This window comes from Synechococcus sp. R65.1, from assembly GCF_047461755.1.
Classification (GTDB): Bacteria; Cyanobacteriota; Cyanobacteriia; order Thermostichales; family Thermostichaceae; genus Thermostichus.
In genome coordinates, this window is record NZ_JANSHU010000012.1 from 24,838 (window position 1) to 37,857 (window position 13,020).

A 13,020-nucleotide genomic window follows, 5' to 3' on the forward strand; every position below is an offset into this window, starting at 1 on the left:
TACGATAGCGGCAAGGAAAAAAGGAAGGCAAAGCGTTACATGGCAGAATATACTCGGTCGATTTCCTTTTACGGACGGGAAATTGACATCAATATTGGCTTGATGGCCCCCCAGGCAGGCTGTGGAGTCTGGTTAACCTGTGGGGAAACTTCCGTCTTGGTCACGGCTACCCGCCAGGCAAATCGCGAGGGGGCTGACTTTTTGCCGTTGCTGGTGGACTACGAGGAGCGCCTCTACGCTGCCGGTCGGATCCCAGGGAGTTATCTGCGGCGCGAGGGTCGGCCCCCGGAGCGGGCTACTTTGATCTCGCGTCTCATCGACCGACCCCTGCGGCCCTTGTTCCCGGAGTGGCTGCGGGATGACGTACAAATTGTAGCCACTACCCTCTCTGTGGACGACAAGGTGCCCCCTGACGTGCTGTGCATCTTGGGAGCCTCGCTGGCCCTCCACGGCGCCCGCATTCCCTTCAACGGCCCGGTGGCAGCGGTGCGGGTGGGCTTACTTCAAGATGAGTTTATCCTCAACCCCACCTACGCCGAAATCGAGGCTGGCGACCTGGATCTGGTGGTAGCTGGCTGCGCCGACGGCGTGATCATGGTCGAGGCAGGCGCCAAGCAGCTGCCGGAAAAGGACATGGTCGAGGCTATCGAGTTTGGATTCGAGGCTGTTCAGGAGCTCCTCAAAGCTCAACAGCAAGTCCTTGCCGATCTCAACATCCCTCGTGTAGAGCTACCCCCACCCCCCGTCAATGAGGAGCTGGTTGCCTTCGTAGCAGAACAGGCCCAGGAGGAGATTCGCGCTGTCCTCAAGCAGTTTTTGGACAAGACCAGCCGCGAGCAGCAACTGGAGGCCATCAAGGCCAAGCTGGCGGCCCAAATCCAAGAACGGCCAGAGGGGGATCCCTTGCGGCTTTACCTGCTGGAAAACCCCAAGGAGTTGGACAACCAGTTCAAGGCTCTCCTCAAGAAGCTGATGCGCCGACAGATCCTAGAAGAGGGGGTGCGGGTAGATGGGCGCAAGCTGGATGAGGTGCGGCCAGTCTCTTGCCGAGTGGGCTTGATCCCGCGAGTCCACGGCAGTGCTCTGTTCAACCGCGGCCTCACTCAGGTTCTTTCCATTACCACTCTTGGCACCCCTGGCGATGCCCAGGAGTTGGACGACCTCCACCCCGTGGACGAAAAGCGCTACATGCACCACTACAACTTCCCTGGCTTTTCCGTGGGAGAGGTGCGGCCCTCTCGTTCGCCAGGGCGGCGGGAGATTGGCCATGGGGCGCTGGCGGAGCGGGCCCTGGTGCCCGTGTTGCCCAAGGAGGAGGAGTTTCCCTACGTGGTGCGGGTGGTCTCGGAGGTGCTCTCTTCCAATGGCTCCACCTCGATGGCTTCGGTCTGCGGCTCTACCCTGTCTTTGATGGATGCCGGGGTGCCGATCAAGGCACCGGTCAGCGGCGTGGCCATGGGCCTCATCAAAGAAGGGGATGAGGTGCGCATCCTCACGGACATCCAAGGGATCGAGGACTTTTTGGGCGACATGGACTTCAAGGTGGCCGGCACGCGGGCAGGGATCACCGCCTTGCAAATGGACATGAAAATTACCGGCATCACTGTTGACATCCTCGAGAAAGCTCTCCTGCAAGCCAAGGCTGGGCGCGACTCCATCCTCGACAAGATGCTGGAGGTCATTCCTGCCCCCCGGCCGCAGTTGGCCAAAACGGCTCCCCGTCTGCTCACCTTCAAGGTGGATCCAGAAGACATCGGCAAGATCATCGGCCCTGGCGGCAAGATGGTGCGCAGCATTACTGAAGCCACAGGAGCCAAGGTAGACATTAGCGACGACGGCACGATCACAGTGTCTTCCACCGTCAGCGGCCAGGCCGAAGCGGCGCGGGCGATGATTGAAAACCTGGTGCGGCGAGTGGAGGAGGGGCAAGTTTACCTGGGCCGGGTGACCCGCATCCTCCCCATTGGCGCTTTTGTGGAGTTCCTGCCCGGTAAGGAGGGCATGATCCACATCTCGCAGCTGGCGGAGTACCGTGTCACCCGAGTAGAAGATGAAGTTGCCGTGGAGGACGAAGTGGTGGTCAAGGTTCGCAGCATTGATCACAAGGGCCGGGTCAACCTCACTCGGCTTGGCATTAGCCCTGAGGAAGCGGCGCGGGTGCGCAGCCACCGCCGTTAAAGCTGGGGTTTCTCCCCAGTCCTGTAGGGGCCAAGGTTCTGGCTTGCTCGCTCAACTAGCTGCCTCCCGCGGCGAAGTGGGCTGGGCCTTGGCTTGGGGGCTGGGGTGGGCTGCCTTGCTCAACCTTTCCGCTCAGCACCCCTTGCTGGTGCGGCTTGAGAGCGATGCCCAAGAATGGCTCTATGCCCTGCGCGGCCCCCAGCAGCCTTCCCCGGAGGTGGCAATCGTCGGCATCGATGGCCGCCTCGAAGGACAGGGGGAAAGTGGAGAGAGCAAGCCTCATCCCCATGTTGACTTTCTCCTGGAGCGCTCCAACTACGCTGCCCTGACCCTGCGCTTACTGGAAGAAGCAGAAGCCAGGGTGGTGGTGCTGAATCTGCCCAGTAGCTTTGTGGTGCCCCAGACGCTGGGTGACGAGGATCTGGATGCTCCCCTGCGTCAGGTAGTCCAGCGCTACCCAGATCGCGTAGTTCTGGCTACCCGCAGCAGTGAGAGCTTTGGCCGCCCTGAGATCACCATCTACAACCACTTCTTGCCTTTTTCCTCCCTACGGCTGGAGTATTTGGTAGCACCAGAACATGTTCAGGGAGTGGTGCAACACCGCCTGGATGGGGCTGGGATCCTGCGCCAGGCCCAGTTGCGAGGGCTCTACCTGCGCCGCGACAGCCAAAAGGAGCAGATGTTTGCCTCGGTGGAGGCCTTGGCTTTTGCCAAGTACGATCCAGAGCGGGCCAGCCGCTGGCTGCGCGAGCGGGGCTTCCGGCCGGTGCAATTCAACCCTCTCGGCGCCCAACACTCCATTCCCATCCTCCCTATCGAACAGGTTTGTCCGCCCCTCCAGCTCAACCTCGGCCAGACTTGCGGCGCTCATGAAGGGATCCCTCCCCTCAAGCCCGAGGTAGCTCGTCAACTGCGGGACAAGATCGTTCTGGTCGGCTTTGTGGGCGGCTACCCCGAGACCTTTCCCGTGCGGACAGCGGATGGATCCCAGATTGCGGCAGTAGAACTCCAGGCGCAAATCCTGTCCAGCCTGCTCACTGGCCAGGTGTACCGATCCCTGCCGGCAGAGCTAGCAGCGGGAGTTGTCTTCCTCCTAGGCGCGGCAACGGGCCTGCTCTTGGTGCGCTATCGCTCCTCTTCGCGCGAAAACCGCTGGAAACAGGCGCGCTCTCTCCTCTTGCCGCTGCTAGGGCTAGCCGTTTACGAGGGCTGGGCTGTGGCCCAATTCTTGCTGGGGCGTTGGATTTGGCCGCTGACCTTGCCAGCTTTGGCCGTTGGCCTGACGGGGGTGAGCTTGCTGCTGACCCTGGTGATCTTGGAAAACCACCAGCAGCTTTTGGCTCAACAGCAGGAACTGGAGCGCCTGCGCCGGGCTGAGCAGGAGGCAGCCATTGACCAAGCCCGTAAGCTCCTTTACCGGGTAGCCACCGACATTCACGATCGCGAGCTGCAGGAGCTGAAGGTGGTCATGGACGAGCTGGAGAGCTTGCAATGGCAACAGCAGCAGGGCAGGGCTCCCAATCCGGCTATTTACGATCGTCTGCTGGAGCAACTGGAGCAAATTGGGCGGGGCATTCGCGCCCAGCTCAACGACGTGCGCACCCTGGCCACCAAGCTGCACATTTCCCCTAGCTTGCGGGAAGGGCTGCACCGGGGCATCGACACCTACCTGGACGAGCTTATCCAAACGGGCAGCCTGACCTTGCCTGTGGAGCGCCACCTACAGCCCTTAGCGGAGCCCAATACCAGTGAGTGGTTTGACCAGCGGGAGGACATCTTGCGCTTTTTGCGGGAGGCCATTGGCAACGTCATTGCCCATGTCCAGCCTCCCAAGGGCAACGCTTCCTTCGTCAAGGTGTCGCTGGTTCAAAGGGATCGCCTCTGCTGTCTGTCAATTATCAACGACGGCATAGAGTACGCCCCTACCCCGGGCGGCGGCTACGGCAGCAAGGCCATGAATACCATCGCCCGCTACCTACCCAAGGGCTCTTGGCACCGCACCCAAACCCCGGAAGGCTACACCCACGTAGAGCTGCACTGGGAGATGCCTGGTCCCTAGCTACAAAGAAGGCAAGAGAAGCTCTTCGGAAGCTCCCGCCTGCCTTCCCTTCTCCTAGCGACCCAAGGCCTGTAGCCAGCCGATGAGGGTGGTGCCGGACAGCGCTTCAAACAAAACCAGCGCCACAAAGCCAATCATCGCCAAGCGCCCGTTCAAGCGCTCCGCATACTCGGTAAAGCCCACCCGTGGAACGGGATCTACGTACATCTCTGGCTCAATGGCGTAGTTGTTGAGGCGGCCACCGTCTTCGACAACCACGGAGCGATATCTGCTCATAGGGTTCTCCTCATCCTTTCTTTAGCAGTGTAGCCTGCTCTATAGAGAATTGTAAAGTTTTGTTGAGAAAGCTGGGTAAGCAGGGTTGTGGCTTTCGTGAAGAGGTGCGAGCTCGGTGACTGAGACGCGGGATTTTGCTCCCCTGCAACCCGAGGACTACATCCCACTCTTCTCAAGCCAAGCCAGGTTGGGGATAATAGCAGCGGCTATGGGAGCAGCCATGTCAGCCCAGGAAAAGTTGCGAGCACTGCTGGAGACCCAGCCAGTAGCCAGTCTGGCAGTGCTGGAGCGGGGATCGCCGGCGGTGTCGCTGGTGCCGTTTGTGGTGCAGTGGGATCCCCTGCGTTTTGCCATCGTCATTAGCGACCTTTCCCCCCACACTCAGGCCCTGCGGGAGGATCCGCGGGTCGGCCTGCTCATCCACGAGCCGCCCACGGCAGGGGATCCGCGCAGCAATCACGCCTTGCCGCGGCTAATGGTCAGTGGAACAGCCCAGTTCCTCAGGCGTGAGGAGGCCCAAGCCCAGGGGTTCGAGGCCCTCTACCGCTCCAAGTACGAGATTGCCGAGATAATCCTAGGACTAGCGGACTTCCACTTCTGTCAGATCACCCCCACTGGCGGCAGCTTCATCCAGGGGTTTGGCCAGGCCTTCCGGCTGAGTGGGCCCAACTTGGATCACCTAGAGCACCCAGGGCGTGCGTAGGGGATCCCGGATCCAGGCCAGGAGCAGGGGGTTGACTAGCTCCGGCGCCTCATCTTGGGGGCAGTGGCCCACCCCCGGCAGGGGAATGAACCCCACCACGCAGGGAAACTCGGCCAGGGCCCGCCCTAGGGCAATGGGCTCCCAGGGATCTGCCTCCCCCCAGAGGATGAGGACGGGGCAGGTGACCTGCGGCAGGAGATCTTCGGCCAAGGGCCCCTGGGAGTAGCGGACAAAAGCCAAGAAGACCTCTGCCGCCCCTGGGTCGAGAGCCGGTTGCAGCAAAAGCTGCACTAGATCCTCCGTAACTGCCTCCTTGCGCCCATAGGCTTGGAGGAGGATCTGGCGAATGGCTCGGGGCTGAGCTAGCTGGGCAAAGAAAAACCGCCCGAAGGGGGGCCACCCCAGCAGGAACTGCAGCAGAGAAGCAGTCCAGCGGCGCAGCCAGGGGAGCTGGTGTCGCTTGCGCTCGTGCAGCAGCCGCAGCGAGGGATCCAACATCGCCACTCCCAAGACCTGGGCTGGCTCCAAAACAGCCGCCTGCAAGGCCACAATGCAGCCAATGGAGTTGCCCACCAGATAAGCCGGCTCCCCCACCACCTCCCGCCCAAAATCGGCCACCTGGGCGCCCCAGGTTTCGAAGGTGTAGGGGAGCGGGGATCCGGGCAAGGGCTTGGCGGATCCCCCAAATCCCAGGAGATCAAGGGCGTACACGCGGCAGTGCCGCCCCAGCTCCGGCAGATTTTTCCGCCAGTGGTCGCTGCTAGCCCCAAAACCGTGGATGAGCACCACCGCTGGACCAGCAGATCCCGCCTGCTGGTAGCGAATGGGCTGGCCCCGCCAGAGCCAGCGCCCCTCGCAAGGAGCAACACCGCTTGGAGAAGGCTGTTCGGGGAGCATGGGGATTAGGATGGCGCTCTTTTTTGCTGGCACAATTTGAATTGGGAAGCAAGTCCTCTCCCCCCTCGTGGCATGTCGCTGGTCACCTGCCCCCTCTTGGGCGTCAACCTGCACCTTACCCTGCCGGAAGCCCACCTGCAGAGCTACGCTGCCTGGATTGAAGCGCGCATCAGCCAGGGTCTGGGCGCCCAGGTGGTTACCTGCAACCCGGAGATGATCGTGCAGGCGCAGCGGGATCCGGCCTTTGCCCAAGTGCTGCAGGAGGCCGAGCTGGTGATCCCAGACGGCATTGGGGTAGTGTGGGCGTTGCGGCGGCAGGGGATCCGCGTCCAGCGGGTGCCAGGGATCGAGCTGGCCGAAGCCCTAATCTCGACGGCAGCTGCGCGGGGGTGGCGCCTGGCTTTGGTGGGGGGGAAGCCGGAGGTCAACCGGGCCGCGATTCAGCATTGGCAAGCCCGCTTTTCTTCCTTGGCCATCTGGGGCCACCACGGCTACTTCTCCCCCGCCGAGGAGGAAAACCTGCTGCTAGCTCTCCAGGCTTTTCAGCCGCAACTGGTGTGGGTAGGGCTGGGCTCCCCGCGCCAAGAGCTGTGGATTGCTCGCTGGCGAGCTCTGTTGCCCCAAGCCATCTGGATGGGAGTGGGCGGCAGCTTCGACATTTGGGCTGGGCAAAAACGACGGGCCCCTCGCTGGTGGCGCGACCATCACCTGGAATGGCTGTATCGTCTCTATCAGGAACCCTGGCGCTGGCGACGCATGCTGGCTCTGCCCAGATTTGCCTGGCAAGTGCTGTGGTCTTCCTCCTCCTCCCCGGCTTCCTCTTTGTAGGTGCTTTGCTGTAAACTACCCTACGGCTAAAGCCGGGAGCTTTAAGGACGCCGCTCCGCTGGCCCGAGTAGGGAAACTGCTTCCGGAAGAAGCAGTAGCTAGCTTGCAGGCCAGGGTTGTAGAGGGTGGCGCTCCTTGCCACGGCTAAGTCTGGGGATCTGTGCGCCGCGTTTTTCCATATGGCTGGTCAGCCCGTTGGCTATGCTTCTTGCTACTTGGCCAATCCAAGCCCAAGCCTCTCTCTTCCAGCTTTAACGGACTTAGGCCTTCAACCTCGCCCGCGATCCCTGCCCAGCGGCTCCGAGAGCATGGTGTTGCTGCGGGGTGTGAGCAAAGTCTTTCCCAACGGCGAGTGGATCTTGCGGGAGGTAGACTGGGAGGTGCGCCGCGGCGAGTTTGTCTTCCTAACGGGGGCCTCGGGAGCGGGCAAATCCACCCTCCTGCGGCTGCTCTACGGGGCTGAACAGGCCACCAAAGGCACGGTGATGGTGGATGGGGTGTGCCTGTTTTCTTCGGAAGGTCGGCAGCGGCCCTACCAGATTTCCTCCCGTCCCCTGGCGATGTTGCGGCGGCGTTTGGGAGTGGTCTTTCAAGACTATCGCCTGTTGGCCAATCGCACCCTAGCGGAAAACGTGGCCTTTGTCCTGCGCGCCCAAGGGCTCTCCCCAGCAGAAATTCGCCGCCGCCTCGGGCCAACCCTGAAGATGGTGGGGCTGGCTGACAAGGAGGATCGCTTTCCCCACGAACTTTCAGGGGGAGAACAGCAGCGCCTCAGCCTGGCCCGTGCCATTGTCAACCTGCCGGTGCTGCTGCTAGCAGACGAGCCAACGGGCAACCTGGATCCGGAAAACTCGCTGTTGGTCCTTCAGATTTTGGAGCGGCTCAATTCTTTTGGGGTGACTGTCATCATGACCAGCCACGACCCCTATCTTGTGGAGCGGGCCGGCCACCGGGTGGTGCGCATAGAAGGAGGACGTCTGTATGATATGGGCTGAGGAGCTGCCGGGATTCCCAACGCAAGGCGGCGCTCCAGAGGGCTGGAATCCCAAGCTGGGTTCAGGTGGCGGTAGGCAGCATGCCATTTCTCTATAAGATCCGCTATCTCCTGCAGGAGACTCTTTTGGGGTTGCGGCGGGGGGGCTGGCTGAACTGGGCTGCTATCAGCACCCTGCTGGTGTTGCTGTTTTTGGTCGGGATCGGCGTGGAGCTGTCTTGGGGCGTGGAGGCGACGGTGCGCTCCCTGGGAGGACAACTGGAGATCTCTGTCTATCTGGAGCCGGGGCGCCAGGGGGTGGAGCTGGAGCCGCAAGTTGCCCGACTGCCTCATGTAGAAGCGGTGAGGGTGATCACCAAAGAGCAGGCCTGGCGCGACCTTTTGCTGGAGATGGGGATCCAAGAGGAGGCGGCCCTGGAAACCCAGTTGGGAGAAAACCCCCTCGTGGATACCCTGCGGGTCAAGGCGGATTCTGCCGCAACCCTGGCTCAAGTGGCTGAGCAGATCCGTCGCCTGGAAGGGGTGGACGAGGTATACTACGGCAGCCGTGTTGTGGAGGAACTGGCCCAGCTTCAGGAGCTGCTGCGGCTGGGATCCCTGGGCATCCTTGGGGTGCTGACCCTGGCCGCGGTGGCTGTAACCACCACTACCATTCGCCTTGTCGTCATCGCCCGGCGGCGGGAGATTGAGGTGATGCAGCTGGTGGGGGCAACAGCAGCCTGGATCTACCTGCCCTTTGTTTTGCAGGGCTGCCTGTTTGGGTTGATCAGTGCCCTGGGGGCTTGGGGCTTGGTTCTGGGATCCCGGCAGTTGCTGCAGGAGGCACTGGAGCAGCTCATTGCCCTGCCCTTGATCAAAGTGTTCCAGACAGGTTCCGATCCCCTGAAGGCTTGGTTCTTACCGCTTTTGCTTTTGGGGATGGGAATTTCCCTAGGCACCAGCAGTAGCCTCATTGCAGTGCGCAAGTCAGCAGGTCGCGGGTTCTAAGCTTGGGACTTCTATGCCAGTCTACTCGGCCCCCTTACGCTACGATTGACTCAGGAACAGGAAGACTCCAACTATGGTGTCCCGCAACCCTCACTTGGCCATTGACAACGACGAGCTCATGCGTCGGGTAGAGGCATTGATTAACGCTTCCAAAAATCGCTATCGCATTACCGTACAGGTAGCTAATCGTGCCAAGCGTCGCCGCTATGAGGATCCCGACGATGTCGAAGAAGGCTGGATGAAGCCCATTCGCCGCGCCATCCTCGAGATGTCGGATGAGCTGACCCAGCCAGAAATCATTGGGGATGAGTAGAAGTCGGCCCACCTCCTTGGAGCGGGAGGGAGCGCTCTTGAGGGACAAAGCTGGGTTTTTTGTCTACCAGCAGGCGCAGTTACTCCAAGAAGAAAAAGGCAATCCCAAGAATGGCATAGGTGGCCAAGAGCAAAAGCCCCTCCAACCAATTGGAACGCCCGTCGCTGGTAACGGAGTTAACCAGCAGCACGGAGACGGCAATTGCCACCAACTCCACTGGCCCGAAGTTAAAGTTCATCGGTTGGCCGAGGAGGCTACCGGCCAGCACCAAGAGAGGAGCCACGAACAGGGCAATCTGCATCGTCGAGCCCAGGGCCACCGAGAAAGAGAGATCCATCTTGTTTTTCAAGGCCACTGTGATTGCCGTCGCGTGTTCGGCCGCATTGCCGATGATTGGCAGCAGGATCACCCCCATAAACAGAGGCGTGACTTGCAACTGCTCGAGGGCGGTCTCTAGGGTATCCACCAGCAACTCCGACTCAAGGGCCACTAGCACTGTTAGCCCCAAAAGAGCGAGCACCCAGGGCCACAGCCGACTTTGCTCCGACGAGGCCGTCAAGATCTGGGGGATGGATCCCTCTGCCTGCAGAACCGGATTGGGGGCAAGACGGGCGGCAGCTTCCTCTTCCGCGGCTTCAGCTTCGTGAATGCTGTAGAGGTAGCTGTGGGTTTTGAGGGAAAAGAGCAAGGTGAGACCGTAGACGACTAGCAACACCAGAGCCACTGCCGTCGAGAGCTCCTGAATCGAGATCTCGCCCAAATTGGCATCGGCATAGGTAACCACGCTGGGCAGGATCAGCGCCACCACGGCCAGGTTCATTACTGAGGCGTTCATGCGCGCTACCTCAGGCCGAAAGCTCTGCTCGCGAAACTTGATCCCGCCCAGAAGCATGGCCAAGCCAGCCACCAGGAGCAGGTTGCTGATGATGGCGCCAGTGATGGAAGCCTTGACCACCTCCACTAGGCCAGCCCGCAGTGCCACCAGGCCGAGGATGAGCTCGGTGGCATTGCCAAAGGTGGCGTTGACCAGCCCCCCGATCGTCGGCCCCGTCAAGGCAGCAATCTCTTCTGTGGCCTGGCCGGTAAACTTGGCCAAAGCCACCACTGCCAAAGCGGCGCAGAGGAAGATTAGGTTGGGATCCCAACCCCGAAGGTGGCCTATCCAGGAGAGGGGAACCCCCGCCAGCAGCAGAAACGGCAAGACGTTTAGGACTTGCTGCCAACCTGCTGCAGAACGAGCCGGGAAATTTGTATCCGCCAGAGTCATAGCTCCAAAGATGAAGACCAATAGCTAGTTCCAGTTTCAGATAAAGTGGCTGCCGCTGCAGCTTTGAGACTTTGCGGAAAATAGGACTGCCCAAAGCAAGAGCCACCGTCTGGACATCTCCCGAAGCAGTCTAGCCGTTGCTGGGGAGGCGCGGATAGGGGCTGCTGAGCTTCCCCTGCCAGGAGCTCTCTCCAGCCTTTCAGAACGAGGAGTGCCAGAGGTAGCTTTCAGCCTAGGTCCAGTTGCAGGGCCAGATCCAGCAGCCGATGGGCCAGGGTGGCCTTGGGGGCCAGGGGGAGCCGCTCGGGATCTCCCTGACGCGGGATCCAATAGCCTTGGTTGTGGCTGCTGCCAAAGCCGCTCTCCGGCCTGTCAATGGGGTTGGCTACGATGGCGTCTAGCCCTTTTTGCTGGAGCTTCTTGCGGGCTAGGGGAAGAGGATCCCCGCTCTGGGCAGCAAAGCCAATCAGGCGCTGGCCGGGACGTCGCTGACGGGCCAAAGCTGCCACCAGATCAGGAACGGGTTCCAAAGGCAGTAGCGACGGCAGCTCAGTCTTAGCCAGCTTGCCCGTGTAGGTCTGCACAGGTCGCACATCCCCCACCGCTGCTGCCATCCACAGGAGATCGGCCTGGGGGAACTCGGCCTGCAAAACCTGCTCCAGTTGGGCTGCTGTCTGCACAGGAATGGTCCGGATGGCGAAGGGTGCTGGATCAAAGGGGATTCCCAGTGGCCCATGCACCAGGGTAACCTTGGCACCTCGGCAGGCGGCAGCCACCGCCAGCGCCACCCCCATCCGTCCACTGGCCGGGTTGCCGATGAAACGCACGGCGTCAATGGGCTCCCGTGTACCCCCCCCTGTCACCAACACCCGCTTGCCCTGCCAATCTTTTTTCCCCCCTGTCCAAAACAAAGCCCGTACGTACTCCTGCAACACCTCCGGCTCCAGCATCCGTCCTTCCCCCACCGCATCGCAGGCCAGGCGGCCACTGGCAGTAGGCAAGGCCCAAAAGCGGGGATCCCGCTGCAGTCGCTGCCAATTCTCAGCCACCGCCTCAGCCTTCCACATGTGTGTATTCATGGCCGGCGCCAAGGCCACCGGACCGCGGGAAGCCAAAACCACATTGGTGAGCAAATTGTCCGCCAGCCCCTGGGCTAGCTTGCCTAAGGTGTTGGCCGAAAGCGGCGCAATCAGGAGAGCCTCGGCCCATTCCCCCAGCTCGATGTGCAGCGGTCGCCCCCGCGTAGCTTGCCAAAACTCGGCATCCGTAAAAACTGGCTGACGGGACAGGGTAGCAAAGGTCAGCGGGGAGATAAATTGTTCGGCGGCTCTGGTTAAAACCACCCTTACTTCTGCTCCCTGCTGCGCCAGAGCTGACACCAAGGCTGCCGTTTTGTAGGCTGCAATTCCCCCGCTCACCCCAACCAAAAGACGCCGCCCCGACCAAAAGAGATCCATATCAGTGAACACTCAAACAGCCTTGCTTCCAGTTTCCCTACTTTTGCCTCCTGCTAGCGACACAAATCCCTCGCCCAAAGGCGCTAGTACTCCGACAGTAGACCTAGCTGAGAACAGCACTTGCAAGCCTATGGCTTGCCTGCGGAGAACCCCTCTTTGCAAAAGTCCAACCCAACTCTACAGGCTCCGTCCCCTAGACAGAATTCACTACTGCGGCTTTGCGCACCCGCCTCCTTAGATCCTACTCGGTTGCCAAACTTATCCCTTCTAACAAGTCTAACAAGATAAGAAAGAGCTGAAGGCAACTCTATTGCAATCGCTATTTGTTTTTGGCTACACTAACTGTTGTCCTTAAACGCGCTGGATATGACTACGACCGGAAAGCCGAAGCCACTCACTGGCCAAGAGCTCCTCGACAGGGTAACCTCCATGGGAAACGCAGATCCCAAGGAGAAAGCTCGCGCTTGCGGTTACGTCACCTATACCAAGAACGGGCAGGAGCGAGTAAATCTGATGCAGTTCAACAACGCCTTGCTCAAGGCTATTGGGGTAGATCTCGGTACCAGTGATGAGAACGGTTCCCGCGGTCGCGCTCCTACCTTCCGGGTTTCGGTTCATAAGAACGGCAACATCCTAATTGGGGCCGCCTATACAAAGAAAATGGGACTCAAGCCCGGAGATCAGTTTGAGATCAAGTTGGGCCACCACAACATCAAGCTGGAGCGCGTCGACTGATTTCCCATCACCTACCTTGTCGAGGTTCTCTCTAGTAATGCCAGCGTTTCAGGGAGGTACGGTGGGTGGGAAATCTTCCCCCTCCTTGAGGCAGAGAAGGGATCCTCACATCTGTTGAGGATCCCTAGTTGCAATTGTTGAGGGCTCCAGCGTAGAGGGTTCATGAGGGCAACGGATCCGCAGGTTGGGTCACTGCCAAGGGAGTTGCTGCAGTGGGTCTCCTCTCAGCCAGCCCCTGGGCAGCAGGACGCATTTGGCTGCAATTTGAACAACGGCTGACGGTTCAGTTGGAGCCGCTGACAGCGGTCGTTTTCGACGTGTAGGGT

12 protein-coding genes are annotated in these 13,020 nt (G+C 60.6%); 8 read left to right on the forward strand and 4 right to left on the reverse strand.

The genetic code is table 11. The annotated features are described in order from the left end of the window. The first annotated feature begins 39 nt into the window (after positions 1-39). Together NW814_RS06820 and NW814_RS06825 are read left to right on the forward strand one after the other, a co-directional pair. Positions 40-2,178, forward strand: a complete 2,139-nt coding sequence (locus NW814_RS06820) for a polyribonucleotide nucleotidyltransferase (RefSeq protein ID WP_414405689.1) — start codon at positions 40-42, stop codon at positions 2,176-2,178. 43 nt (positions 2,179-2,221) lie between these two features. Further along, complete coding sequence (locus tag NW814_RS06825; protein WP_414405690.1) at positions 2,222-4,237, forward strand: CHASE2 domain-containing protein; 2,016 nt, start codon at positions 2,222-2,224, stop codon at positions 4,235-4,237. 54 nt (positions 4,238-4,291) lie between these two features. Here NW814_RS06825 and NW814_RS06830 read toward each other — a convergent pair whose 3' ends face one another. After that, a complete protein-coding gene (locus NW814_RS06830) occupies positions 4,292-4,513 on the reverse strand; it encodes a high light inducible protein (protein WP_414405691.1) in 222 nt (73 codons plus the stop codon). 115 nt (positions 4,514-4,628) lie between these two features. On the opposite strand from NW814_RS06830, the gene NW814_RS06835 reads away from it, so the two are divergent. Then, the gene (locus tag NW814_RS06835) at positions 4,629-5,216 is read left to right on the forward strand and encodes a pyridoxamine 5'-phosphate oxidase family protein (RefSeq protein WP_414405692.1); all 588 of its coding nucleotides are present in this window, start codon (positions 4,629-4,631) and stop codon (positions 5,214-5,216) included. On the opposite strand, the gene NW814_RS06840 is transcribed toward NW814_RS06835, so the two are convergent. After that, a complete protein-coding gene (locus tag NW814_RS06840; RefSeq protein ID WP_414405727.1) occupies positions 5,193-6,113 on the reverse strand; it encodes an alpha/beta fold hydrolase in 921 nt (306 codons plus the stop codon). The two genes, NW814_RS06835 and NW814_RS06840, sit on opposite strands and share 24 nt — an antisense overlap. Before the next feature lie 36 nt (positions 6,114-6,149). Here NW814_RS06840 and NW814_RS06845 point away from each other — a divergent pair, with 36 nt between their 5' ends. The 4 genes from NW814_RS06845 (at position 6,150) to NW814_RS06860 (ending at position 9,235) form a co-directional block, all read left to right on the forward strand. After that, entirely contained in the window at positions 6,150-6,941 is a 792-nt protein-coding gene (locus NW814_RS06845; RefSeq protein ID WP_414405693.1) for a WecB/TagA/CpsF family glycosyltransferase, read from the forward strand. A 308-nt stretch (positions 6,942-7,249) separates the two neighbouring features. Beyond that, the gene (locus NW814_RS06850; protein WP_414405694.1) at positions 7,250-7,936 is read left to right on the forward strand and encodes a cell division ATP-binding protein FtsE; all 687 of its coding nucleotides are present in this window, start codon (positions 7,250-7,252) and stop codon (positions 7,934-7,936) included. An 80-nt stretch (positions 7,937-8,016) separates the two neighbouring features. Then, complete coding sequence (locus NW814_RS06855) at positions 8,017-8,922, forward strand: cell division protein FtsX (protein WP_414405695.1); 906 nt, start codon at positions 8,017-8,019, stop codon at positions 8,920-8,922. 73 nt (positions 8,923-8,995) lie between these two features. Continuing rightward, entirely contained in the window at positions 8,996-9,235 is a 240-nt protein-coding gene (locus NW814_RS06860) for a DNA-directed RNA polymerase subunit omega (RefSeq protein ID WP_414405696.1), read from the forward strand. Positions 9,236-9,314: 79 nt separating this feature from the next. Here the strand turns inward: NW814_RS06860 and cax are convergent, their stop codons facing one another. Then, positions 9,315-10,436 carry a calcium/proton exchanger gene (gene cax / locus NW814_RS06865; protein ID WP_414405697.1) on the reverse strand — a complete coding sequence of 374 codons (1,122 nt, stop codon included), beginning with the start codon at positions 10,434-10,436 and terminating at the stop codon, positions 9,315-9,317. Between the two features lie 293 nt (positions 10,437-10,729). After that, positions 10,730-11,959 carry a bifunctional phosphopantothenoylcysteine decarboxylase/phosphopantothenate--cysteine ligase CoaBC gene (gene coaBC / locus NW814_RS06870; RefSeq protein WP_414405728.1) on the reverse strand — a complete coding sequence of 410 codons (1,230 nt, stop codon included), beginning with the start codon at positions 11,957-11,959 and terminating at the stop codon, positions 10,730-10,732. A 429-nt stretch (positions 11,960-12,388) separates the two neighbouring features. Between coaBC and NW814_RS06875 the strand changes: the two genes are divergently transcribed. Then, positions 12,389-12,694 (forward strand): AbrB family transcriptional regulator, encoded by a 306-nt coding sequence (locus NW814_RS06875; RefSeq protein WP_414394661.1) that lies wholly within the window; start codon positions 12,389-12,391, stop codon positions 12,692-12,694. Positions 12,695-13,020: the final 326 nt, after the last annotated feature.

Excerpts from the sequence above, each read along its gene's own strand:
- coaBC (WP_414405728.1), bottom strand. The coding sequence starts at position 11,959 with ATGGATCTCTTTTGGTCGGGGCGGCGTCTTTTGGTTGGGGTGAGCGGG.
- NW814_RS06875 (WP_414394661.1), top strand. The coding sequence starts at position 12,389 with ATGGGAAACGCAGATCCCAAGGAGAAAGCTCGCGCTTGCGGTTACGTC.
- NW814_RS06820 (WP_414405689.1), top strand. The coding sequence starts at position 40 with ATGGCAGAATATACTCGGTCGATTTCCTTTTACGGACGGGAAATTGAC.
- NW814_RS06840 (WP_414405727.1), bottom strand. The coding sequence starts at position 6,113 with ATGCTCCCCGAACAGCCTTCTCCAAGCGGTGTTGCTCCTTGCGAGGGG.
- NW814_RS06850 (WP_414405694.1), top strand. The coding sequence starts at position 7,250 with ATGGTGTTGCTGCGGGGTGTGAGCAAAGTCTTTCCCAACGGCGAGTGG.
- NW814_RS06830 (WP_414405691.1), bottom strand. The coding sequence starts at position 4,513 with ATGAGCAGATATCGCTCCGTGGTTGTCGAAGACGGTGGCCGCCTCAAC.
- NW814_RS06855 (WP_414405695.1), top strand. The coding sequence starts at position 8,017 with ATGCCATTTCTCTATAAGATCCGCTATCTCCTGCAGGAGACTCTTTTG.
- NW814_RS06860 (WP_414405696.1), top strand. The coding sequence starts at position 8,996 with ATGGTGTCCCGCAACCCTCACTTGGCCATTGACAACGACGAGCTCATG.